The organism is Youngimonas ophiurae (nom. illeg.), from assembly GCF_049803795.1.
In the GTDB taxonomy this organism is placed as follows: domain Bacteria; phylum Pseudomonadota; class Alphaproteobacteria; order Rhodobacterales; family Rhodobacteraceae; genus Thalassobius.
Genome location: NZ_JBNAGJ010000004.1, coordinates 65,823 through 86,609, shown reverse-complemented (window position 1 = coordinate 86,609; position 20,787 = coordinate 65,823). Strand labels below are relative to the sequence as shown.

Annotated in this window: 20 protein-coding genes; 14 read left to right on the top strand and 6 right to left on the bottom strand. The window is 62.4% G+C overall.

Annotated features, from left to right (window positions below; all coding sequences use genetic code 11):
- Positions 1-74 precede the first annotated feature (74 nt).
- From leuS to ACP15O_RS10285, 4 genes are all read left to right on the top strand, one after another.
- Positions 75-2,618 (top strand): leucine--tRNA ligase, encoded by a 2,544-nt coding sequence (gene leuS / locus ACP15O_RS10300; RefSeq protein WP_425096013.1) that lies wholly within the window; start codon positions 75-77, stop codon positions 2,616-2,618.
- On the top strand, positions 2,605-3,096 hold the full coding sequence (gene lptE / locus ACP15O_RS10295; RefSeq protein WP_425096012.1) for an LPS assembly lipoprotein LptE: 492 nt from the start codon (positions 2,605-2,607) through the stop codon (positions 3,094-3,096). Before leuS ends, lptE begins: the two co-directional genes overlap by 14 nt.
- Positions 3,093-4,100: a DNA polymerase III subunit delta gene (gene holA / locus ACP15O_RS10290; protein ID WP_425096011.1), complete on the top strand. Its 1,008-nt coding sequence runs from the start codon at positions 3,093-3,095 to the stop codon at positions 4,098-4,100. The genes lptE and holA overlap by 4 nt, the downstream gene beginning before the upstream one ends.
- Positions 4,101-4,196: 96 nt before the next feature.
- Positions 4,197-4,781: a glutathione S-transferase family protein gene (locus ACP15O_RS10285; protein WP_425096010.1), complete on the top strand. Its 585-nt coding sequence runs from the start codon at positions 4,197-4,199 to the stop codon at positions 4,779-4,781.
- Positions 4,782-4,834: 53 nt separating this feature from the next.
- Here the strand turns inward: ACP15O_RS10285 and ACP15O_RS10280 are convergent, their stop codons facing one another.
- The 4 genes from ACP15O_RS10280 to ACP15O_RS10265 form a co-directional block, all read right to left on the bottom strand.
- A complete protein-coding gene (locus tag ACP15O_RS10280; protein ID WP_425096009.1) occupies positions 4,835-5,995 on the bottom strand; it encodes a TIGR03862 family flavoprotein in 1,161 nt (386 codons plus the stop codon).
- Positions 5,992-7,314 (bottom strand): mechanosensitive ion channel family protein, encoded by a 1,323-nt coding sequence (locus ACP15O_RS10275; RefSeq protein WP_425096008.1) that lies wholly within the window; start codon positions 7,312-7,314, stop codon positions 5,992-5,994. Before ACP15O_RS10275 ends, ACP15O_RS10280 begins: the two co-directional genes overlap by 4 nt.
- Positions 7,315-7,573: 259 nt before the next feature.
- Positions 7,574-8,179 carry an enoyl-CoA hydratase/isomerase family protein gene (locus ACP15O_RS10270; RefSeq protein WP_425096007.1) on the bottom strand — a complete coding sequence of 202 codons (606 nt, stop codon included), beginning with the start codon at positions 8,177-8,179 and terminating at the stop codon, positions 7,574-7,576.
- Positions 8,176-8,928 carry an SDR family oxidoreductase gene (locus tag ACP15O_RS10265; protein ID WP_425096006.1) on the bottom strand — a complete coding sequence of 251 codons (753 nt, stop codon included), beginning with the start codon at positions 8,926-8,928 and terminating at the stop codon, positions 8,176-8,178. Before ACP15O_RS10265 ends, ACP15O_RS10270 begins: the two co-directional genes overlap by 4 nt.
- Before the next feature lie 133 nt (positions 8,929-9,061).
- Here ACP15O_RS10265 and ACP15O_RS10260 point away from each other — a divergent pair, with 133 nt between their 5' ends.
- From ACP15O_RS10260 to lpxK, 7 genes are all read left to right on the top strand, one after another.
- The gene (locus ACP15O_RS10260; protein WP_425096005.1) at positions 9,062-10,579 is read left to right on the top strand and encodes a DUF2125 domain-containing protein; all 1,518 of its coding nucleotides are present in this window, start codon (positions 9,062-9,064) and stop codon (positions 10,577-10,579) included.
- A gap of 117 nt (positions 10,580-10,696) precedes the next feature.
- Positions 10,697-12,043, top strand: a complete 1,347-nt coding sequence (locus ACP15O_RS10255) for a TldD/PmbA family protein (protein WP_425096004.1) — start codon at positions 10,697-10,699, stop codon at positions 12,041-12,043.
- Positions 12,030-12,818: an inositol monophosphatase family protein gene (locus tag ACP15O_RS10250; protein ID WP_425096003.1), complete on the top strand. Its 789-nt coding sequence runs from the start codon at positions 12,030-12,032 to the stop codon at positions 12,816-12,818. Before ACP15O_RS10255 ends, ACP15O_RS10250 begins: the two co-directional genes overlap by 14 nt.
- Before the next feature lie 89 nt (positions 12,819-12,907).
- The gene (locus ACP15O_RS10245) at positions 12,908-13,303 is read left to right on the top strand and encodes a rhodanese-like domain-containing protein (RefSeq protein ID WP_425096002.1); all 396 of its coding nucleotides are present in this window, start codon (positions 12,908-12,910) and stop codon (positions 13,301-13,303) included.
- A gap of 66 nt (positions 13,304-13,369) precedes the next feature.
- Positions 13,370-13,612: a DUF4170 domain-containing protein gene (locus tag ACP15O_RS10240; protein ID WP_425096001.1), complete on the top strand. Its 243-nt coding sequence runs from the start codon at positions 13,370-13,372 to the stop codon at positions 13,610-13,612.
- 9 nt (positions 13,613-13,621) lie between these two features.
- Positions 13,622-14,839 carry a 3-deoxy-D-manno-octulosonic acid transferase gene (locus tag ACP15O_RS10235; RefSeq protein ID WP_425096000.1) on the top strand — a complete coding sequence of 406 codons (1,218 nt, stop codon included), beginning with the start codon at positions 13,622-13,624 and terminating at the stop codon, positions 14,837-14,839.
- Entirely contained in the window at positions 14,839-15,819 is a 981-nt protein-coding gene (gene lpxK, locus ACP15O_RS10230) for a tetraacyldisaccharide 4'-kinase (protein ID WP_425095999.1), read from the top strand. The genes ACP15O_RS10235 and lpxK overlap by 1 nt, the downstream gene beginning before the upstream one ends.
- Before the next feature lie 67 nt (positions 15,820-15,886).
- Here lpxK and ACP15O_RS10225 read toward each other — a convergent pair whose 3' ends face one another.
- Positions 15,887-16,381 (bottom strand): L,D-transpeptidase family protein, encoded by a 495-nt coding sequence (locus tag ACP15O_RS10225; RefSeq protein ID WP_425095998.1) that lies wholly within the window; start codon positions 16,379-16,381, stop codon positions 15,887-15,889.
- 115 nt (positions 16,382-16,496) lie between these two features.
- On the bottom strand, positions 16,497-17,585 hold the full coding sequence (ribA, locus tag ACP15O_RS10220; protein WP_425095997.1) for a GTP cyclohydrolase II: 1,089 nt from the start codon (positions 17,583-17,585) through the stop codon (positions 16,497-16,499).
- Positions 17,586-17,745: 160 nt separating this feature from the next.
- On the opposite strand from ribA, the gene ACP15O_RS10215 reads away from it, so the two are divergent.
- The 3 genes from ACP15O_RS10215 (at position 17,746) to ACP15O_RS10205 (ending at position 20,736) form a co-directional block, all read left to right on the top strand.
- Complete coding sequence (locus ACP15O_RS10215) at positions 17,746-18,432, top strand: response regulator transcription factor (protein ID WP_425095996.1); 687 nt, start codon at positions 17,746-17,748, stop codon at positions 18,430-18,432.
- 222 nt (positions 18,433-18,654) lie between these two features.
- The gene (locus ACP15O_RS10210; protein ID WP_425095995.1) at positions 18,655-19,443 is read left to right on the top strand and encodes an exodeoxyribonuclease III; all 789 of its coding nucleotides are present in this window, start codon (positions 18,655-18,657) and stop codon (positions 19,441-19,443) included.
- Positions 19,444-19,509: 66 nt separating this feature from the next.
- The gene (locus ACP15O_RS10205) at positions 19,510-20,736 is read left to right on the top strand and encodes a leucine-rich repeat domain-containing protein (protein WP_425095994.1); all 1,227 of its coding nucleotides are present in this window, start codon (positions 19,510-19,512) and stop codon (positions 20,734-20,736) included.
- The last annotated feature ends 51 nt before the right edge of the window (positions 20,737-20,787 follow it).

Here is a 20,787-nt window from a genome sequence, read left to right as displayed (position 1 = left end):
CTTCCCCCTAGACCAGCGGCCCACACATGCCTATCACCCGTTCCGACACGCGACTAAGGAAAGGTCCGCCCGATATGACGCGCTATTCTGCCGGCGAAATCGAAGCCAAGTGGCAAGAAGCCTGGGACAAGGCTGAAACCTTCAAGGCCGTCCGCAGCGACGACAAACCGAAATACTATGTGCTAGAGATGTTCCCCTATCCCTCGGGACGCATCCATATCGGGCACGTGCGCAACTACACCATGGGCGACGTTATCGCGCGCTATAAGATGTCCACCGGGCATAACGTGCTGCACCCGATGGGGTTTGACGCCTTCGGGATGCCGGCTGAAAACGCGGCTATGGCCTCGGGCGGGCACCCCAAGGATTGGACCTACGACAATATCGACACGATGGTCGGCCAGATGAAGCCGCTGGGCTTTGCGCTGGACTGGACCCGGATGTTTGCCACTTGCGATCCGGAATATTACGGCCAGCAGCAGTCGATGTTCATCGACTTCATCGAGAAGGGGCTGGTTTACCGCAAAAACGCCGTGGTGAACTGGGATCCGGTGGATATGACCGTTCTGGCCAACGAACAGGTGATCGACGGCAAGGGCTGGCGTTCCGGCGCGGATGTGGAACGGCGCGAGCTGACGCAGTGGTTCTTCAAGATCTCGGATTTCTCGGGCGAATTGCTGGATGCGCTGGACGGGCTGGATGACTGGCCCGCCAAGGTCAAACTGATGCAGGCCAACTGGATCGGTAAATCGCGCGGGTTGCAATTCAGCTTTGAACGCACCGACGGGGGCGAGATCGAGGTGTACACCACCCGTCCCGACACGCTGATGGGCGCGTCCTTTGTGGGCATCTCGCCCGATCATCCGCTGGCCAAGGAACTGGAGGCTCAGCGCCCCGAGGTCGCGGAATTCTGCGCCGAGGCCCGCAAGGGCGGCACCACCGCCGAGGCCATCGAAACCGCCGAAAAGCTGGGCTTTGACACCGGGCTGACCGTCAAACACCCGCTGGATCCGAATTGGGAACTGCCCGTCTGGATCGCCAACTTCATCCTGATGGATTACGGCACCGGCGCGGTCTTTGCCTGCCCGGCCCATGACGAACGTGACCATGAGTTCGCCACCAAATACGGCCTGCCGATCATCCCGACTTTTGAACCGCTCGAAGGGGATTACCCGGAAAACGCCCCCTATGTGCCGGTAAAATCGGAAAAAGTCCGCTATGTGAAGGGCTTCGCCGGGGCCGAGCTCCAAACCGGGGACGAGGCCGTCGCCGCCGCCGTGGATCATTGCGAATCCAATGGCATCGGCCAGGGCGTGACGAAATTCCGCCTGCGTGACTGGGGCCTTTCGCGTCAGCGTTATTGGGGCTGTCCGATTCCCGTGGTGCATTGCGACACCTGCGGCGTGGTGCCCGAGAAAAAGGAAAACCTGCCGGTCAAACTGCCCGATGATGTCTCGTTCGATATTCCCGGCAACCCGCTGGACCGTCACCCGACCTGGCGGAACTGCACCTGCCCCAAATGCGGTAAGCCTGCGCAGCGCGAAACCGACACGATGGACACGTTTGTGGACAGCAGCTGGTATTTCGCCCGCTTCACCGCCCCGCGCGCCGACACGCCCACCGATCTGGCCGAGGCCGAATACTGGATGAACGTGGATCAGTATATCGGTGGCATTGAACATGCGATTTTGCACCTGCTCTATTCGCGCTTCTTTGCCCGCGCGATGAACATCTGCGGCCACCTGCCCGAGAAATCCAAGGAACCGTTCAACGCCCTGTTCACCCAGGGCATGGTGACTCACGCGATTTACAAAACCACCGGCACCGATGGCCGGCCCGTCTACCACTACCCCGAGGAAGTGACGCTGCGCGACGGCAAGGGTTTCCTGAAGGACGGGACCGAGGTAACCATCGTGCCCTCGGCCAAGATGTCCAAGTCGAAAAACAACGTCGTGGACCCGGTGCAGATCATCCAGCAATACGGCGCCGATACCGCGCGCTGGTTCGTGCTGAGCGACTCGCCCCCCGAACGGGATGTGGAATGGACCGCCGCTGGCGCCGAGGCAGCCGCCAAGCACCTGGCGCGCGTCTACCGCATCGCCAATGACATCGCGGGCATGGATGCCGCCGAGAACCCCAGCGAAGATAAGGCCCTGCTGCGCGCGATGCACAAATGTATCCATGACGTGACCGGCGGGATCGAAAGCTTTGGCTTCAACGCCTCGATTGCGAAGCTCTATGGGTTCACCAACACGCTGGCGAAATCCAAGGCCGGGAAGGGCGCAAAAACCCAGGCCGCGCAGGTTCTGGCGCAGCTGATGTCGCCCATGACCCCCCACCTGTCCGAGGAAATCTGGCAACTGCTGGGCGGCGAAGGCCTGATTGCCACCGCCACCTGGCCCGTCGCGGATGAGGCAATGCTGGTGGACGATGCCGTCACCCTGCCGATCCAGATCAACGGCAAACGCCGCGCGGAAATCAGCGTGCCCAAGGATATGCCCAAGGAAGAGGTTGAAAAGCTGGCGCTGGCGCAGGATGCTGTGATCAAGGCTCTGGATGGGGCCACCCCGAAGAAGCTGATTGTAGTGCCCGGACGCATCGTGAATGTGGTTATTTAACCGTAGAACCCTGATCATCGGACTGACCGTGGCCCTGACGGGCTGCGGCTTTGCCCCTGCTTACGGGCCATCGGGCCCGGCCACGCAGCTGCAATCGGCAATCGCCGTAGATGCGCCGGACACGCGGGACGAACAATTGCTGGTGCAACGGCTGGAAACCCGGCTGGGACGCACCGCGCAGGAACGCTATCAGCTGGGCTATCAGCTGACCTTTGTCGAGGAACGCATGGCCGTATCCGCCGACAACATCACCACGCGGTTCAACATCGTCGGCAGCGCCGCCTACGCGCTGCGCGATGCCGATACCGGCACGGTTCTGACCAGCGGTAAGGTCAACAGCTTTACCGGCTATTCGACGACCTCCAGCACGGTGGCCACCCTGGCCTCAGAGCGCGATGCCCGCGAACGGCTGGCGGTGATCCTGGCCGATCAGATCGTCACGCGGCTGATCGCGGCCTCGCCGGGGCTGGCGGAATGAAGCTCCCCCCGCGCGAGGCGTCCCGCTATTTCGCGAAGCCCGATCCGGCGAAGGCCGGGCTGCTGATTTTCGGCAAGGATGCCATGCGCGTGGCCCTGAAACGCCAAGAGGCCATCGCCGCCCTGATCGGCCCCAATGGCGAAGAGGAAATGCGCCTGACCCGCATTCCCGGCGCCGATCTGCGCAAAGATCCCGCGCAATTGCTGGATGCGGTCAAGGCGATCAGCTTTTTCCCCGGCCAGCGCGTCGCCTTTGTCGAGGATGCAAACGAGACCGCCGCCCCCGCGATTCTGAATGCTCTGACCGATTGGGCCCAGGGCGATGCGCAGATCGTGGTGACGGCGGGCGATCTGAAACCTACCTCGAAGCTGCGCAAAGCGTTCGAGGCGCATCCAAACGCCTTTGCCGCCGCGCTTTATGACGATCCGATGACGCGGGACGAGATCGAGGCCGAGCTGGCCCGTTCCGGCCTGACCCGGCTGGCTGACGGGGCCATGCAGGACCTGACCGCCCTGGCGCGCGATCTGCAACCCGGCGATTTCCGGCAGACGCTGGAAAAACTGGCGCTGTATAAACGCAGCGAGGACACCCCCGTCACCAGCGCCGATATTCAGGCCTGCGCCCCTGCCTCGACCGAGGCGGCGCTGGACGATCTGCTGAATGTCGTGGCCGAGGGGCGTGACAGCGAACTGGACCCGATGCTGAAGAAAATGCAGGCGCAGGGGGCCAATCCCGTCACCCTGTGCATCGGCGCAACCCGGCATTTCCGAACGCTCTATACCATCGCGGCCAATCCCGGTGGGCGCGTGTTCATCCCCGGCAATTTCAAACAAAAAGAGCGCAGCACCCGGCAGGCCCAAACCCTGGGCTCCGAGCGGCTGGAACGCGCGCTGGCCCATATCACCGACACCGATCTGCAACTGCGCTCGGCCGGGCAGAATGCCCCGGCGATGGCTCTGGTGGAACGGATGCTGATCCGCATCGCCCGGATGAACCGGCGCTAAGTTACGCCGTTAGGTTACTCTGGCCTTCTTATGGAATCTGCGCTTTGTTCCCAGCAGGAGACCCCGCAACACGCGGGCGAACAGGGAGAAGATTTTATGTACCAAGTCATTGGCGACACCCAAAGCCGCGCCTTTCGCGTCACCTGGATGCTAGAGGAACTGGGCCAGCCCTATGAGCAGATCAAGGCCAAGCCGCACTCGAAAGAGGCCTATGCCTGCAATGCCTCGGGGAAGATTCCCGCGCTGAAAGAAGGCGACACGATCCTGACGGATTCAACCGCGATCATGACCTATCTGGCCGATAAACACGGCGGGCTGACCTATCCGGCCGGCACGATCGAGCGCGCCCGGCAAGACGGGCTGACCAATATGATCCTGGATGAAATGGATGCGGTGCTGTGGGCTGGCGCGCGGCATGGCTTTATCCTGCCCGAGGACAAACGCGTCCCCGAGGTGAAAACCAGCCTGAAGTGGGAATTCGCACGCAACGCCGAGCGAATCGCCAAATGTCTGGAAGGCCCGTTTCTGATGGGCGAGAAGATGACGATTCCCGACATCATTGCGACTCATTGCCTGAACTGGGCTTATGCCGCGAAATTCCCGTTCGAGAACGAAGCGCTGCTGGCCTATGCCAAGGCGATGCGCGGGCGGGATGCGTTTAAGCGGGCAGTTGCCAACTGAGGCATCTGGGGGCGCTGCCCCCTGTGCCTGCGGCACATTCCCCCGGAGTATTGTCAGAGCAAAGAAGAGGCCAGGAAGCGGGCGGCATTTTCGCCCGCCCATTTGCCCGTGGCCAGGCAGCCGGTGAGCAGATAGCCGCCGGTTGGGGCCTCCCAGTCGAGCATTTCTCCGGCGGCGAAGATGCCGGGGTGTGATTGCAGCATCAGCCCGTCTGTGAGAGCGGTGAAGCGCAGGCCGCCTGCGGTGGAGATTGCCTCGTCCATGGGGAAGGGGGCGGTGACCGGCAGGGGCAGGTTTTTCAATAGTGGCGCGATGTCATTGGGCAGGGGGCGGGCGCATTCGAGCACAAGCGCTTGTTTGACCGGGTCGCGCAGCAGGCGGCGCAGGCGGTTCGGGAGGGATTGTTTGGTGTTCGACAGGCGCGCGCGGATGGTTTCGGTGGGCAGATCCGGCAACAAGTCCAGCGTCAGGGGAGCACCCTGGCGCAAGGGGCGGGAGACGGCGTAGATGCCGCCGCCCTCGACCCCGCGGCGGGTGAGGACAAACTCGGCGCGTATGTGGGTGGGGCCGGCTTTGAGCAGGGTGTTCTTCACCGGCTGGCCGAAGTGTTTTTCCATATGGGGAGACCAGTCCACGTAAAAGCCCATATTGGCGGGCTGGAACGGGGCCAGATCCCTGACCGGCAGGTGGCGCACCCAGTCCGCATCAGAGCCTAACCTGGCCCAGCTGGCACCGCCGCAGGCGAGGATAAGCGCCGCAGGGGTCAGAGTTTGCGGGCCATCGGGCGTATCGAACACCGGATTGCGCAGGCCGGATGTCCAGCGCCAGCGGGTGCGGATTTCGACGCCTTGATCCGAAAGCCGACGCAGCCAGGCACGCAGCAAAGGAGAGGCCTTCATCGCCTTGGGAAACACCCGCCCGGAGGAGCCGGTGAAGATCTCCTGGTCCAGCGCTCTGGCCCAGTCCTGCACCTGAGCGGGGCCGAAAGCGGCCAGCATAGGGCGCAGGGTCGGCGCGGCCTGAAAGAAGTGCGAAACAAAGCGATCCGTGGGTTCGTCTTTTGTCAGGTTCAGGCCGGATTTGCCCGCCATCAGGAATTTGCGCGCCGGTGAGGGCTTGGCCTCGGCCACGATCACCCGGTGACCCGCCGAAGACAGCGCGTCGGCCGCCATCAACCCAGCCGGGCCTGCGCCGATGACCAGTGCATAGCTCATCCCGGCAGGCCGTTCTTGAACTCGATCACACGATGCGGATAGGGGATTTCGATTCCGGATTCTTTCAGCGCATTCCAGACCGCAAACAACACCTGAGAGCTATATTTGTTGCGCCCGTCATCAATGCCATTCACCCAGAATTCCACACAGAAATCTATGCCGGAATCGCCAAAGCCGCGCAGCTCGCAATCGGGGCCTTCGGGGTCATCCAGAACAAAGGGCAGCCTGGCCACAGCCGCCTGAATGACATCGGGCACCTGGTTAATATCCGTGTCATAGCTGACCGAGAAAGCGGCCTCGTATCGGTTGGCGCTGCCCTGATCCGAATAGTTCACAACGCGGGTGGTGATGAAATCCTCGTTCGGCACCACGATCCAGCGCCCATCGAAAGTTTCCAAAATCGCGGCGCGAGCGGTCATTTTCACGATGGTGCCGGCCTCACCGCCATCCAGTTCCACGTAATCGCCAACGGTGGCCTGCCCCTCGACCAGCAGGATCACGCCAGAGATGAAATTCGACGCGATTTTCTGCAAGCCAAAGCCCAGCCCCACGCCAATCGCCCCCGTCAGCACCGCCAAAGAGGTCAGCGGAATCCCCATGATGTTCATGAAAACCAGAAACGCGACGCCGAAAATCCCGATCTCGGCCACTTTGACCGCCAATTGCCGGGTCGCGGGGCGCATGGCCTCTTGTTTCTGGATCAAGGTCGAAGATTGATCGTTCGACCACCGCCCCAGCCAGAAAATCACGCCGCCCACAATCACAAACCGGATCAGATCCAGCATCGAAAACGACAGGTTGCCCAGCGGCACCACTGTTTCTTCCAGCTTGGCCGTCACAAAATCCAGCAGACCCAGCGCATAAACCGCCGCAAGAGGCAGCATCACATAGCGCCCCAGCAGCTTGAAAAACGGATCCTTGATGATCTCGCGGACCAGCAGACGCACGGCCACGAACAGAAAAACCCGCTTGCCAAAGGCAATCACCGCCCCGGAATCAAAGATCGAGCGCACCACGCCTTCGCCGATCCCGGTGAACAGCCAGGCCAGCAGCGGCAGCAAAAGCGGCAGAAATTGCCTCACGAACAGACGCGCCCGCGCGGTATAGCCCGTGTCCTCTTCTGGGGTCAGAAACCGCAGCAGAAAGGGCTGCAACCGCTTGGAGGCAATAACGGCCACGAACCAGGCCACCAGCAGCAGCCCGAACTGAGACCACGCCTGCGGGCTCAGCAGCCACGATTGCGCCAGCTCCCAGATCTGCAAAGCATAGCCCGCCGCCTGCTGTACGATCTCGGGCTGCTCCGATAGATCAAAATCCATTCGCCTGCTCCTTGCGTTCTGGCCCGTTCCGGCCACACTCTACCTGCCGCGCCGGGCCCAATGACACAAGCCACAATACGCCCCGGTCCGATCTGCCCCTCTGCCTCGGTGAAATCCACGCCTCTTTCAGCGCATCCGAACGAGCGCGGGATTTCCAGACGCAACGCTTGCACCAGGCGCCCCCCCGAGGAGAAGGCCAAAGGCCGCCGACGAGACATCCTGCGCGTGCGTCAGAACGCCCCTTCGGATCACGCCCACCTCAGGCGCACAGGGCCTTGATCCCCACCGCGATTTCCGGCTTCGCACCCAGCGTGTCGGCGGCAATCTCTTTCGCAGCCGCCACCACATCGCCGTCAATCAGCCGATCCACCAGGCCAAAGCTCAGCGCCTCATCTGACAGGATTTTCTGCCCGCCCATCAGGATCAGCTTGGTCCGCGATGGCCCGATCAAAGCCGCCATCCGCCCCGGATCCGAAGGCTGCGGCAAATATCCCAGCTTCATCACCGGATAGAAAAACTTCGCCCCCGGCACGGCCAGGCGAATATCACAGGCCAGCACCATCCCGTTCGCACCGCCGGCCAGCGTGCCGTTCAGCGCGGCGATCGTCAGCCCCGGACAGGCGGCCACCGCCCCCGAAAGACGCTCCCACAGACCCGAGGTCGCCAGCCCCGCCCGCGCCTCGTCCAGATCGGCACCGGCGCTGAACACTTTGCCCGCCCCGGTCAGGATCACCACCCGCGCGTCACCGGCGCTTTCATAGATCTCGCACAGGCGTTCCAGCATTCCGGATGTCAAGGAATTCGCCTTGTCGGGCCGGTTGATCGTTACCACCCACAGCCCGTTGTCCTTTTGCAGCTCGATCATGTCAGGCCCACCTCTTTGCGAATATCCTCATTGCGCAGCGATATTTCCTGGCCGCACAGATCATCGCCCGCCGGCCCGCACATCCACATCAGGCAGCGCGCGGGCCATTCGGGGGGGATGTGATCCTCCCATTCCAGCTGCGCGACGGGGTTGATGCCGCTGACCTTGATTTCCTTCTGCATCTGGGTGGCCACGGTGCCGGGCGACAGCCCCATGATCCGCAGGCCCCGCCCGCGTAGTTCCAGATCGGCGTTCCGGGTCAGCATCGCCGCCCCCGCCTTGGAGCTGCAATAGTGGCTCCAGCCCTCCAGCGCGTTATGCGCCGCACCCGAGCTGATGGTAATCACCGTTCCGCCTCCGGCTGCCACCATCACCGGCGCGGCCGCGCGCAGGCCGTAAAAAACGCCCTTAAGGTTAATGTCGATCGCCGCGCCCCAGCCCTCGGGGTCGGCGTCAATCAAGGGCGAGATCGGCTCGATCACACCAGCGTTGTTGATCAGAATATCCAGCCCGCCGAACCGATCCACGGCCAGCTGCACCGCCGCCTGCACATCGGCCCATTTGCTGACATCACCGGGAACGGCCAGAGCCTGCGCCCCGATCTGCTCCGCGATCTGCGCAATCCGCCCTTCAGAGCGGGCCATCAGCACCACATTCGCCCCGGCCTGCGCGAACAGCCGGGCTGCCGATTCACCGATGCCACGGCTGGCGCCGGTGATCATCACTGTTTTTCCAAGAAACTCTGTCATCCTGCCGCCTGCGTTCCTATCTGTTGTGCCTGCATGTGGTAAACCGCCTCTGCCCTCGGGTCCAGTCGCTTGGGCCTTGACCACGCCGGCCAATGAACGGAAGCTACGGCGAAATTATAAGGAAGGTTTGATTATGAAACATTGGACTTTGTTGAATACCAGCGCGGCCACCGCGCTTTGTTTGACGGGATCGGCCGCATTTGCCGACGTGACCGCGCAGGATGTCTGGGGCTCTTGGAAAGAGCAGATGGAGCAATTTGGCTATTCCGTCTCAGCCGACGAATCGATGTCGGGCGGAACCCTGACCCTGTCGAATATCGTGATGAACGTCGTGATACCCGAGGACGAGGGCAAGGTGACCCTCGAACTGGGCACCATGTCCTTTGCCGAAAACGGGGACGGCACGGTTGATATGATCATCCCGGCTGCCTTGCCTATGAAAGCCAAGGTGGATGTCGAAAATGACGACGACGTCGAATTCATCCTGAACCTGACCAGCGCGGGCATGAAGAACACGATTTCGGGCACGCCGGACAACATGACCTTTACCTACAAGGCCGACTCTCTGGGCGTTGAGATGACCAATCTGACCGTCGAGGGTGAGGCCATCGATCTGGGCGCCGCCAAGTTGGAGATGACCGGCGTCAGCGGGCTGTCCAACACCGTTGAAGGCGCGGTGAAAACCGCCAAGCAGTCCTTTGCCGCGCAATCGCTGAACTACCTGCTGGATATGGCTGATCCCGACGGCAAAGAAGGCCGCGTTTTCCTGAAGGGTGCCCTGAGCGGGCTAAGCAGTGACGGCGCGTCCTCGATGCCCGAGGGCGTGGATATGCAGGACATGAACGCCGCGCTGAAGGCCGGTTTCGGGTTCAACGGCGGGTTCACCCATACCGGCGGTCAGACCGAGTTCACCTTTACCAGCCCCGAAGATCAATTCTCGGGCAGCACCAGCACCACGGGCGGCGCGTTTGGCATCGCCATGGATGCGGGGCAGCTGGTATACGAGCTGGCCTCGCAGGGGCTGGCGGTAGATATGTCAGGCTCGGATATTCCGCTGCCGGTCTCGTTCCGGATGCAGCAGGCCGCGATGAAGCTGATGATGCCGCTGGCCAAGTCCGACGCGCTACAGGATTACCAGATTTCACTGACGCTAGGCGATTTCACCATGGCGGATCTGCTGTGGGGCATCTTTGACCCCACGCAGCAACTGCCGCGCGATCCGGCCACCATTGACGTGGACCTGACCGGCCAGGTCAAACTGACCCACGATCTGATGGACGAAAAGGCGATGGCACAGCTGGGCGGCACCCCTCCGGGTGAGCTGCACGCCACGAACATCAACACGCTGACCGTGCGCGCCGCCGGGGCCGAACTGACCGGCAATGGCGGGTTCACCTTCGATAACACGGACCTGACCTCGTTCGACGGGATGCCCCGGCCCGAAGGCACGCTGAACCTGAAACTGATCGGCGGCAACGGGCTGCTGGATAAACTGGTCGCCATGGGCTTTGTCCCCGAAGATCAGGCCATGGGCGCGCGCATGATGATGGGCCTGTTCGCCGTCCCCGGCGCGGGCGAGGACACCCTGACCTCGACAATCGAGGTGAACGAGCAGGGCCACGTTCTGGCCAACGGCCAGCGCCTGAAATAACCCGAACTTAGGCACTCGGGGCCGCGGGCAGCCTTGTCCGCGGCCTTTTCACGCCCGCCGCTTGCGCATTCACCCCGCTGCGTTTACCTGACGACAAACATCAGAACACGGACCTGCATGACACAATCCCTGCCCGACCTGACCCAAGCCCTGCTGGACGCCGCCAAAACCGCCGGCGCCGATGCCGCCGATGCGATTGCCGTCACCGGCACCTCAGTTTCGATTGATGTGCGCGCGGGCAAACTGGAACAGGCCGAACGGTCCGAGGGCACGGATATCGGCCTGCGGGTTCTGGTGGGGCAGCGCCAGGCGAACGTCTCTGCCTCGGACACCCGGCCCGAGACATTGCGCGCGATGGCCGAACGCGCCGTCGCCATGGCCAAAGAGGCCCCCGAGGATCCCTATATCGGCCTGGCCGCGCCGGATCAGCTGGCGACAGGCTGGGATATTGACGCGCTGGAACTGTGCGACCCGGCAGCGGAACCCGACCCCGCCGCCCTGCAATCGGACGCCCAGACCGCCGAGGCCGCCGCGCTGGCCGTCAAGGGCGTGACTCAGGTCAGCGGCGCAACTACGGCCTATGGAAAACGGCAATATCACATGGCCGCCTCGAACGGGTTTGCGGGGGGCTATGACCGGACGGATCGCGCCGTCAGCTGCGTGGCCATCGCAGGCAGCGGCACCGGGATGGAGCGTGACTATGACGGGGATTCGCGCATCTTTCAGGCCGATCTGCGCACGCCCCAGGATGTGGGCCAAACCGCTGGCGAACGCGCCGTTGCCCGCATGGGCGCATCCAAGCCCAAGACCGGCACCTATCCGGTGCTGTTCGATGAACGGGTGTCCTCTTCCTTGATCGGGCATCTGCTGGCGGCGGTGAATGGCAGCGCGATTGCGCGGGGGTCATCGTGGCTGCTGAACGCAAAGGGCAGCCAGGTTCTGCCCGACACGCTGTCGCTGATCGAAGACCCGCACCGCCCGCGCGTCGGGGCCTCGCGCCCTTTCGATGCCGAAGGCCTGCCGACACAGAAACGCACCATCGTCGAGAACGGCACCCTGACCGGCTGGACCCTGGATCTGGCCAGCGGGCGCAAACTGGGGATGCCCTCCACCGCGAACGCGGCCAGCGGCGTGTCGGCCCCGCCTGCGCCCTCGATCTGGAATGTGTCACTGACACAGGGCGATCAGACCCGTGACGACCTGATCCGCGATATGGGCACCGGGCTGCTGGTAAGCTCGATGATCGGCGCGACGATCAACCCCAACACAGGGGATTATTCGCGCGGTGCCGCCGGGTTCTGGGTGGAAAACGGCCAGATCACCCATGCGGTGAATGAGTGCACCATCGCGGGCAATCTGCGCGATATGCTGCTGCGCCTGATCCCGGCCAATGACGCGCGCACGCATCTGTCACGCGTCGTGCCCTCTGTGCTGATCGAGGGGATGACCCTTGCCGGCGACTGATCTGGACCTGTTGATCGAGGCCGCGCGGGAATCGGGCCGGATTGCCACGCGATACTCGGGCAAGACCGCAAAGACATGGCACAAACCCGACGATCAGGGCCCCGTGACCGAGGCCGACCTGGCCGTGAACGAGATGCTGCAACGCGAGCTGCCCGCCGCCCGTCCCGATTACGGCTGGCTGTCCGAAGAAACCGAGGACACCCAGGCCCGGCTGGCGCAGGAAAAGGTCTTTATCATCGACCCGATTGACGGCACCCGCAGCTTTATCGAAGGCGCGGACACCTGGGCGCATTCCCTGGCGATCGCTACGAACGGGCAGGTCACGGCCGCGGCGATCTACCTGCCGCTTCTGGATAAGCTCTATGCCGCCAGCGCCGGACAGGGGGCCACGCTGAACGGGGTGCCGATCCGGGCCTCGGACAGGACGCAGCTGACCGGCGCCAGCATGATCGCGGCCAAGCCGAACCTACATCCGCATAACTGGCGCGGCCAGAAAGTGCCCGAGATCAAACGCGCCTATCGGCCCTCGCTGGCCTACAGGCTGTCCTTGGTCGCCGAGGGACGCTTTGACGCGATGCTGACCCTGCGCGACAGCTGGGAATGGGACATCGCCGCCGGCGATCTGATCCTGCGCGAGGCCGGGGCAATAACCACCGACAAACGCGGCCAGCCGCTGCGCTTTAACAACCCGCATCCGCAGGTCAAAGGCGTGGTGGCCGCCGCCCCTGCCCTGCACTCGGATCTGGCCGGCCGTCTGGCGCAATGGCCCGAGTGACCGGCCGCATTAATCAACGCTTGGATTCGCCCCACCATCTGCCTAGCCTGCCCCAAGGCACACCATAAGGTAAAACCAAGGGGATCATCATGGCTCTGGGCTACAAAGACCTGCTGGCGCGCGCCGATGCGGCCGTCAAATCCTACGAAACCGCAGACGCGCCCGCGCTGATTGAAAACCCCGACGTGGTGCTGGTGGACATCCGCGACCCGCGCGAGCTGGACCGCGAGGGGCTGATCCCTTCGGCCCGTCACGCGCCGCGCGGGATGCTGGAATTCTGGATCGACCCCGAAAGCCCCTATCACAAACCCTATTTCGCCCAGGATAAGGAATTCGTGTTCTATTGCGCCTCGGGATGGCGATCCCTGCTGGCGGCCCAGATCGCGCAAGAAATGGGGCTGCGCAGCGCCAGCCTGCGCGGCGGAATCGGCGATTACAAACGTGCCGGCCACCCGATTGCCGAGCGCGACCGCCACCCCGGCTGAGCCCTCGCCGCCTTGCAGCATCGCGGGCCGCGCAGTAGGGTGCCCCCAGCCTGAAAGGAACCTGACATGACCCAACGCCTGCACCTGGTTTTCGGTGGCGAACTGGTAGACCCCAGTGGAACCGAATTCAAAGACGTCAACGACATTCACCTGGTCGGGATGTATTCCGATTACGCCTCGGCGCGCGACGCATGGAAGGCCGAGGCCCAGCGCACCGTGGACAATGCCCATATGCGCTATTTCGTGGCCCATGTGCACCGCCTGCTGGAAGAGGAACAGGAAGGGTCGGAAACCCAGAAACTGGGTTAACGCCTGCGAATGGCGCGCTCGCTTAGCCTGACGGCCTATCTGGCCCTGACCCGGCGCGCGCCCCGCGCGGTGGCGCAGTTTCCGTGCGAACGTCCGGCGGGCGATCTTCTGTGGGGCCACGCCACCAGCCTCGGCAAAGCCGCCGCGCTACTGCAACTGGCCCAACGCTTGCGGGCGCAGGGCACCAAAGTGACCCTGCTGCTGACAACACCGCGTGAACTGCCGCAGCCGGATCATCTGAAACCCGATGTGATCTGGCAGCCCATCCCCGAGGAATCCGCCAGCGAAATCCGCCGGTTTCTGAAACACTGGTCGCCCGATTTGCTGCTGTGGACGGGGGGGCACCTACAGCCTGCCCTGCTGCACGAGGCCTCTCGGACCGGGGTGCCCATGTTCCTGATCGATGCCGAGGAAACCGGCTTTGATGTGCACAGGTTTCAGTGGCTGCCGGATCTGAGCCGCCAAATTCTGGGCCTGTTCGATCAGATCATGGCCAGCGATACGGCGGCCATCCGCAGATTGGGGCGCCTGGGCATTCCCACCGCTCAGGTCGAAGAAACCGGCCGCCTGCAAGAGGCCGCAACCGCCCTGCCCTGCGATGCGCAGACACGCGACGATCTGGCCGAAGCTCTGGCCGGGCGGGCCGTCTGGCTGGCCGCCATGATGCAACCCGAGGAACTGGATACAATCTTGCAAGCGCACCGCGCGACTTTGCGCTATTCGCATCGGCAACTGTTGATCCTGGTCCCCGATGACGAATCCCGCGGCCCCAATTTTCAGGCCCGGCTGGAGGACGAAGGCTGGCGGGTTGCCACCTGGTCGCATGGCGATCAGCCCGAAGAAGCCACGCAGATTTTGCTGGCCGATACGCGGGGTGAAATGGGATTGTGGTATCGTCTGGCGCCGATCACCTTTATGGGGTCTTCGCTGATTTCCGGCCATGGAGGCCGAGACCCCTTCGAACCCGCCGCCCTGGGGTCGGCAATCCTGTATGGCCCGAATGTCAGCCGCTACTTGCCCGCCTATTCCCGTCTGGCCAGCGCCGGAGCCGCGCGGATCGTGCGCGATGCCGAAACTCTGGCCGGGGCAATCACCCGGCTGTCCGCCCCCGATCAGGCCGCCCTGATGGCCCATGCCGCGTGGGAGGTCAGCTCGGACGGGGCCGAGGCGACAGACCGGCTGATGAATCTGGTTCAGGACGTTCTGGACCTGAAGGAGGCGCTCTGATGCAACCCCCTCGATTCTGGTATCGCCCTGCTGCATGGCAAGCGGTTCTGCTGGCACCTTTGGGCGCGCTCTATGCGGCTCTGACACGCCGCAGATTGGCCAAGGGCACCCCTTACCGCGCGAAAATTCCGGTGATCTGCGTGGGCAATCTGAATGCTGGCGGCACGGGCAAAACCCCCACCACCATCGAAATCGTCCAGCGGTTACAGGCCATGGGGGTGGTGGCTTGTGTCGTGTCACGCGGGTATGGCGGGCGTCTGGAGGGACCGATCGAGGTAGACCCGCGCCAGCACCACGCCGATGATGTCGGAGACGAGCCCCTGCTGATGGCCGCCTTCGGGCCGGTCATCGTCGCCAAGGACCGCGCCGCCGGGGCCCGTCTGGCCGAACAGAAGGGCGCGGATGTCATCGTGATGGATGACGGGTTTCAGAACCCTACTTTGCACAAGGATCTTTCGATCGTCGTGGTGGATGCCGCAAAAGGGTTCGGCAATGGGCGCTGTATGCCTGCGGGCCCCCTGCGTGAACCTGTCCGGCAGGGGCTGCAACGCGCCGACATGGTGCTGTCTATCGGGGATGAGCAGGCTCAGGCAGAGTTTGCCGATACCTGGCGGGACTGGCTGAGCCTGCCTCATCTGACCGGCCACCTGGCCCCTCTGGAAACCGGGATGGACTGGACGGATACGCCGTTTCTGGCCTTTGCCGGGATCGGCCATCCTGAAAAATTCTTTCGGACTCTGCGCGGGCTGGGCGCGCAGGTGATCCGGGCCGAGGCCCTGGACGATCATCAGACCCTGACCCCTGCGTTGATGACCCGCCTGGAGAACGAAGCCAAACTGCGCCGCGCCCAGCTGGTAACGACCGAGAAGGATGCGGTGCGTCTGCCAGGTGATTTCCAGCAAAAAGTGATCACGCTGCCTGTCCGGTTGCAGGTGGATCAGGGGGATTTGTTGGCTCGGGCGTTGCGGGCTTTGTTCTAGGGGGTATGGGGGCGCTGCCCCCGGCCTTGCGGCCTCCCCCGGAGTATTTGAGGAACAAAGAAGCGGGTCAGCGGATGATCAGGCGGCTGTGTGGCCGCAGGTTTTGCGCGATGAAACGCAGGTGCGGGCGGGCGAAGGCCACGCAGCCAGCGGTCGGGCGGCCGGGGCGACGCCATTGGTGCAAGAAGATGGCCGAGCCTTTGTGTGGGGTCGTGTTGGGGTAGTTCCAGTCGGTCACGAGGATCAGATCATACATCGGGTCAGCCCGGCGCATCTGTTCGTGGCTATGCGGATAGGGCGCCTGAACGCGGCTGTTATAGGCCGGATCGGTAGGCGCATCGGACCAGAGATCGCGGGGGCCGATGGGTTTGGCATTGGGGGTTGGGGCTGTGAGGCGGTCAGCGCGGTAGAAGATGTCTACGATACGGTGTGTGCCGCGGGGGGTGGCCCCGTCGCCTTCGGATTTGTCGGAGGTCAGGCCGCCTTGGCCGATGGTACAGGGAAAGCGGCGGTTCAGGAATCGGATATGGGTCGGGGTGAGGACAAGATCGTGAGCATTCATGCCCGCAGTATTGCCGAGGCGCGCGCCCAGGCGCAATCGGGTACAGGCTGATCACGGTGATCCGAGCGGTTTGTAGGTGGATGTCCTGGCGCAGGTGCAGCGGGTCAGCCGGAGCCTAGAGTAAATGGCCCGACTTGGCCGCTTTGGTGGCTAGGTAACCGCGATTGAAATGGGTCTCGCCCACCTTTAGCGGAACGCGGTCTGCCACGGCGATGCCGTTCTTTTCCATCATCGCGATCTTGCGGGGGTTGTTTGTCAGCAGGCGCACGGCGCTGAATCCCATGGATTTAAGGATCTGCGCCCCCAGTTTGAAATCGCGCTCGTCATCCTCAAAGCCCAGGCGGTGGTTTGCCTCGACCGTATCGAACCCCTGATCCTGTAGCGAATAGGCGCGCATTTTATTGGCCAGGCCGATGCCGCGCCCTTCCTGATTCAGATAGAGCAGAACGCCCGCGCCTTCGGTGCCCATCTGATCCAGAGCGGCGTGCAGTTGCGGGCCGCAATCGCATTTCAGGCTGCCCATCACATCGCCGGTAAAACAGGCCGAGTGCAGACGCGCCAGAACAGGTTTGTCCCGCGCAGGCGCACCGATTTCAAAGGCGTAATGTTCCTCGCCGCCGTCCTCGGGGCGGAAGATATGCAGGCGGCCTTGCTCATGCGCCTCGACGGGCAGGCGGGCGCTGACCACCGGATGCGGAACGGGCGAGGCCGCCAGAAGAGGCTCGGCCTGCGTGGTCTGGATCAGCGTCAGCGCATTTTGCGCGGCAAACGCATCGGGATCGGCCAAGGGCAGCATCACCACCGCCGGCAGCAGCAGCGCCGATTTCGCCAGGTTGATGGCCAGACGATGGGGGCGCACCTCGCCGCCGCGCTGGGTGAACAAAGGCCCCTTCATCGGCATCATCAGGTCATCGGCTGGATCGGCCACGCCGGTAATCCAGCCCAGACCCGCATCGGGCGGCAGAATGACCCGCGCCAGATCCACGTCATAGCAGCGCGCCTTCAGGGTTTCGGCGCGGCGGGCGGTGATGGCCAGCACCGGGTCGCCACCCAATGCGCGCAGATCCGCCAGCCGCTGCGCCGACAGGGTTTCGGCCGCGATCACCAGCATCCCCGGCGCGCCGGACAGCACAACAGGCACCCCCATCCGCAGATCGGCGCGGGCGCGAGCCAGGATTTCTGTTACATCTGGGGCAAAACTCATGGGGGCTTTCCGTCAATTTCCCCGAACATGTACGTCTTTTTCATGCGATTTGAAACATTTCGCAGCGGATTCACACGAGCCCGTGAGAGTTTTGCAGCATAACTTGTCGGAACAATCGCGTGACCTCATGTTTTTAGCATGAACCAAGGAGGGTCCGAACATGGGACAACTCAAGAAAATCCTGCTTGTCGATGATGACGAGGATCTGCGCGAGGCGCTAAGCGAACAGCTGATCATGACCGAGGACTTCGACGTCTTCGAAGCAGGCGACGGCACAGGCGCCATGCAGAAAACCAAAGAAGGCCTGTATGACCTGATCATTCTGGACGTCGGCCTGCCCGACACCGACGGGCGCGAGCTGTGTCGCCTGATGCGCAAACAGGGCGTGAAGGCCCCCGTGCTGATGCTGACCGGCCATGACAGCGATGCCGATACCATCCTGGGCCTGGACGCCGGCGCGAATGATTACGTGACCAAACCGTTCAAGTTCCCCGTCCTGCTGGCCCGTATCCGCGCTCAGCTGCGCCAGCACGAACAGTCCGAGGACGCCGTGTTCCAGCTGGGGCCGTACAGTTTCCGCCCGTCGATGAAACTGCTGGTCACCGAGGACGAAAAGAAAATCCGCCTGACCGAGAAGGAAACCAATATCCTCAAGTTCCTGTACCGCTCGACCGAGGGCGTTGTCCCGCGCGATGTGCTGCTGCACGAGGTCTGGGGCTATAACGCCGGTGTCACCACCCACACGCTGGAAACCCACATCTACCGCCTGCGCCAGAAGATCGAGCCTGATCCCTCGAATGCGCGGCTGCTGGTGACGGAATCGGGCGGCTATAAGCTGGTCGCCTGACGACAAAGCCTGAGGTTGAGCCAGATCAAAGAGGCACGCCTGGGCTTTGGCTATCAATCATGCATCCCGTCGCATATGCGGGTGATCATATGCACCTCCCTGTTGGACTGACCCGGGTTTTCGCCCGGGTCTTTTTTTTGTGCGGAATTCCACGCGACGCGGCCTTTCCCCTGCCCGCGCACTGTTCTACCCTGCCCGCAATCGCGAACTCAGGAGACCCCCATGCCCTTCACGCTTGCCACCTGGAACATCAACTCGGTCCGCCTGCGCGAGCCCATCGTCTGCCAGCTGATGGAGCAGGAAATGCCCGATGCCCTGTGCCTTCAGGAATGCAAAAGCCCGGTGGAAAAAATCCCGCTCGAACGGTTCCACGCGCTTGGCTACACCCACATGGTGGCGCGCGGGCAGAAGGGATACAACGGCGTCGCGATCCTGTCCAAACTGCCGATCGAGGATGCCGGGGATCAGGATTTCGCCAGCCTGGGCCATGCGCGCCACGTGGCCGGACGGCTGGAAAACGGAGTGACGATCCACAATTTCTATGTCCCCGCCGGCGGCGACAAACCCGACCGTGAAATCAATGAAAAATTCGGCCAGAAACTGGACTACCTGACCGAGATGCGCGACTGGTTCCATTCGGACGCCCCTGAAAAATCCATCCTGGTGGGCGACCTGAACATCGCCCCGCGCGAAGATGACGTCTGGAACCACAAACAACTGCTGAAAATCGTGTCTCACACGCCCATTGAGGTGAACCACCTGACCGACGTGATGGAGGCCGGCAAATGGGTGGACATCACCCGCCAGGACATCCCCGCCGGGCAGCTGTATTCGTGGTGGTCCTACCGCGCCAAGGACTGGGACGCCGCCGACAAGGGCCGCCGTCTGGATCACATCTGGGCCACCCCCGACATCTCCAACGCCGCCCACGCCAGCCGGGTGCTGCGCGACGCCCGCGGCTGGGAAAAACCCTCGGACCACGCGCCGGTGTTTGCCACGTTCGATCTGTAAGTCTTCGCCCATCGTTGCGTGGCCGACCTCGCCTCACTATTCTTCCCTCAACCAGAGGCGAGAGTAATGAGTGACTTCAACGGAACCGATGCCGCAAACGAACGCTTAGTAGAAGAGGCCATCAAGCATGAATGGCAGCATCTGGATCTTAGCCATCGAAAAATGTCCTGTTTGCCGCCGAACATAGTTGAGGCACACAGCTTACGCCATCTCGATATATCTTTTAATCACTTGGAGGATCTTACTCCGCTGACCGGGCTGAAAAATCTGACAAATCTGTCACTTTACTGCCTCAAATCATTAGAAGATATTTCACCTTTGGCGAAACTGACTTCGCTGCATCATCTAAAACTCGGCGCTACGCGAGTGTCGAACCTTTCCGCATTGGAAGCTCTTAAAAATCTAAACGTATTAGAGCTATTCTATGAACCTGTTAGCGATTTGTCACCGCTGTCCGATCTTACATCTTTGTGGCGACTTCAGCTTTTCGATACGAAAGTAGCTGACATTTCACCCCTCAAGAGACTGAAACGTATAAGAAACCTGAGTATTGAGGCCACTGATGTGGAAAACCTGCGTCCACTTCGCCATCTCTCACTACTCGCCGCTGCTCCAGGAGAGGAGGGCTTGCGATTTCGAGGCTGTCGAGCAGCGCGCCAAGACCCAGAAATCGCACGGATTGCAAAGATCAGAGACCCAGAAGAACGCGCCCAGACCCTGTTTGACTACCTGGAAAACTGGAAGCCGCCCAAGAACACCAAATCTCCGTCATCAACTGGCCAATCGGTTACCTCAGCAGCGAACGCCATCTCTGCCGCGCAACTCCGCGCGCAGTTCCAAGACGATCGCCCGGAATTCTCGTCCCGCCTCGAACATCTCATGGTGCTGGTTCAGCAAGAACAGGCGGTACACAAGCTGATCCCCATCCCCAATGGCGAAGACGCCAAGGCCGAATACGATGCCAAGGCCAGCTTTCTGAACGTGATGGAGGCCGAGTTGATCGCCTTGCAGGATGAACTGCCAGAAAATCACAACCGCCCCCTGACTGAGGCCGAGGCCAAGGGGCTGAAAGACAGGCTCCTTCAACTGGCGAAACTGACTGACAGGTGCATCAAATATCTGGACCACGACCACGGCACCTATGGGGGCCTCTACAAGATCGGACTGATCTCGGCCGTTGGCGGCCTGTTGTCATTGATCCCAGGTCTGAACATCGTTGCCACTACGGGATTGGCAGGCCTGACTTTTGGGGCACAAACTGTTCGCCTGCATATCAGCAAAGACAAAGATTGACGGGTTGTTCCCGGCCCGTGCAGGCCTCATATATGACGCAACGCAATCCGT